Consider the following 1,050-nt stretch of genomic DNA (forward strand, 5'->3'; position numbering starts at 1 on the left):
CCACTTCTTCAACAACGGGTAGCGTGATTGCATGGTTAGAAGTTGTTTCGCCTGCGTGGTCGATGCAGGCGACAAGCGGGCGAAACAGGCGAAGTTCCTATGCGACGCTGCTATGATCTGCGATGGGCGTCCCGCAGAAGGGCCGACGACGGCGCTCGCTCAAATCCAGACGTCCTCGCGGCACGAATCGCACCGATAGATCAGGATCGAGCAATCGCGCCTTACGTCGAAGATCGAGGTCAGGCAGCGGGTGCCCCTCTCGCATTTGGGGCACGCCGGCCCGGGCCTGTAATGCTGATCCGGCCGCGTTGCCGGGCCTGCTTGCTGTTCACTGCTCATCTCATCCCTCGTTGGAGGACTGAGTTCCTAAGTACCAAAGTGGACATTCGTTCCAATCACGCGGGCAGCGCTTCTGATAAAAGCGAGGACCTAGACGCCCCATGATCGCGCGCGGTGGTCGTCGGCTTTGTCCTGAACCATCAAGCGGGTTTGTCCTGAACGATCAAGCCGGCTTGGTGTTGGCGGGCTCCCCCCCGCGTCCGTCCAGGCTCTCGACGGTGCAGATGCGCGCGGCGCGGCGGGCCAGTTCGTCGTAATTTTCCGCCACCTTGCGCAGCACGTCCCGCGTCTCGGGATACTCGCAATTGTCCGCCTTGGTGCGAAATTCTTCCGCCCGCATCCGCCAGTACCGCGGAGGGTGCATCCGCTCGGCGCCCATGGGCCACTCCCTGCATTTGGTCCAACCGTTCGCGTTCGTTTAATGATGAGCACGTCCAGGAGTTCCCGCGCAGAGTTTCGGTTCCGATCACACGTCCCGATTGCAAAACACCGCGGCCGGCTGGACAGCATGTCGCGGGACAGGTCGACTTTAGTTCAAATGCAGCAAGGCGGATTCGGCAGGATGCAATGGGTTCGCGCCATGCTGGAACACGTCCCTTGCGACCAACGCAACGGGGATAACTCGGAGAGATCGTCGATGTATTTCGTCGCCGCCGCGTTGCTGGTACTGTCGGGACTGTTCTACTCCGCGAGCCATCACGAGATCGGCTC

At 61.0% G+C, this 1,050-nt stretch carries 1 protein-coding gene; it reads right to left on the minus strand.

Translation table 11 applies throughout. From position 1 onward, the window contains the following. Positions 1–502 precede the first annotated feature (502 nt). Positions 503–718 (minus strand): hypothetical protein, encoded by a 216-nt coding sequence (locus IVB32_RS09395; RefSeq protein WP_247410235.1) that lies wholly within the window; start codon positions 716–718, stop codon positions 503–505. Positions 719–1,050 lie beyond the last annotated feature (332 nt).

The organism is Bradyrhizobium sp. 23 (assembly GCF_023073295.1).
GTDB lineage: Bacteria > Pseudomonadota > Alphaproteobacteria > Rhizobiales > Xanthobacteraceae > Bradyrhizobium > Bradyrhizobium canariense_D.

Bases quoted from the DNA above. Each gene is read 5' to 3' on its own strand.
- IVB32_RS09395 (WP_247410235.1), bottom strand. From the start codon at position 718: ATGGGCGCCGAGCGGATGCACCCTCCGCGGTACTGGCGGATGCGGGCG.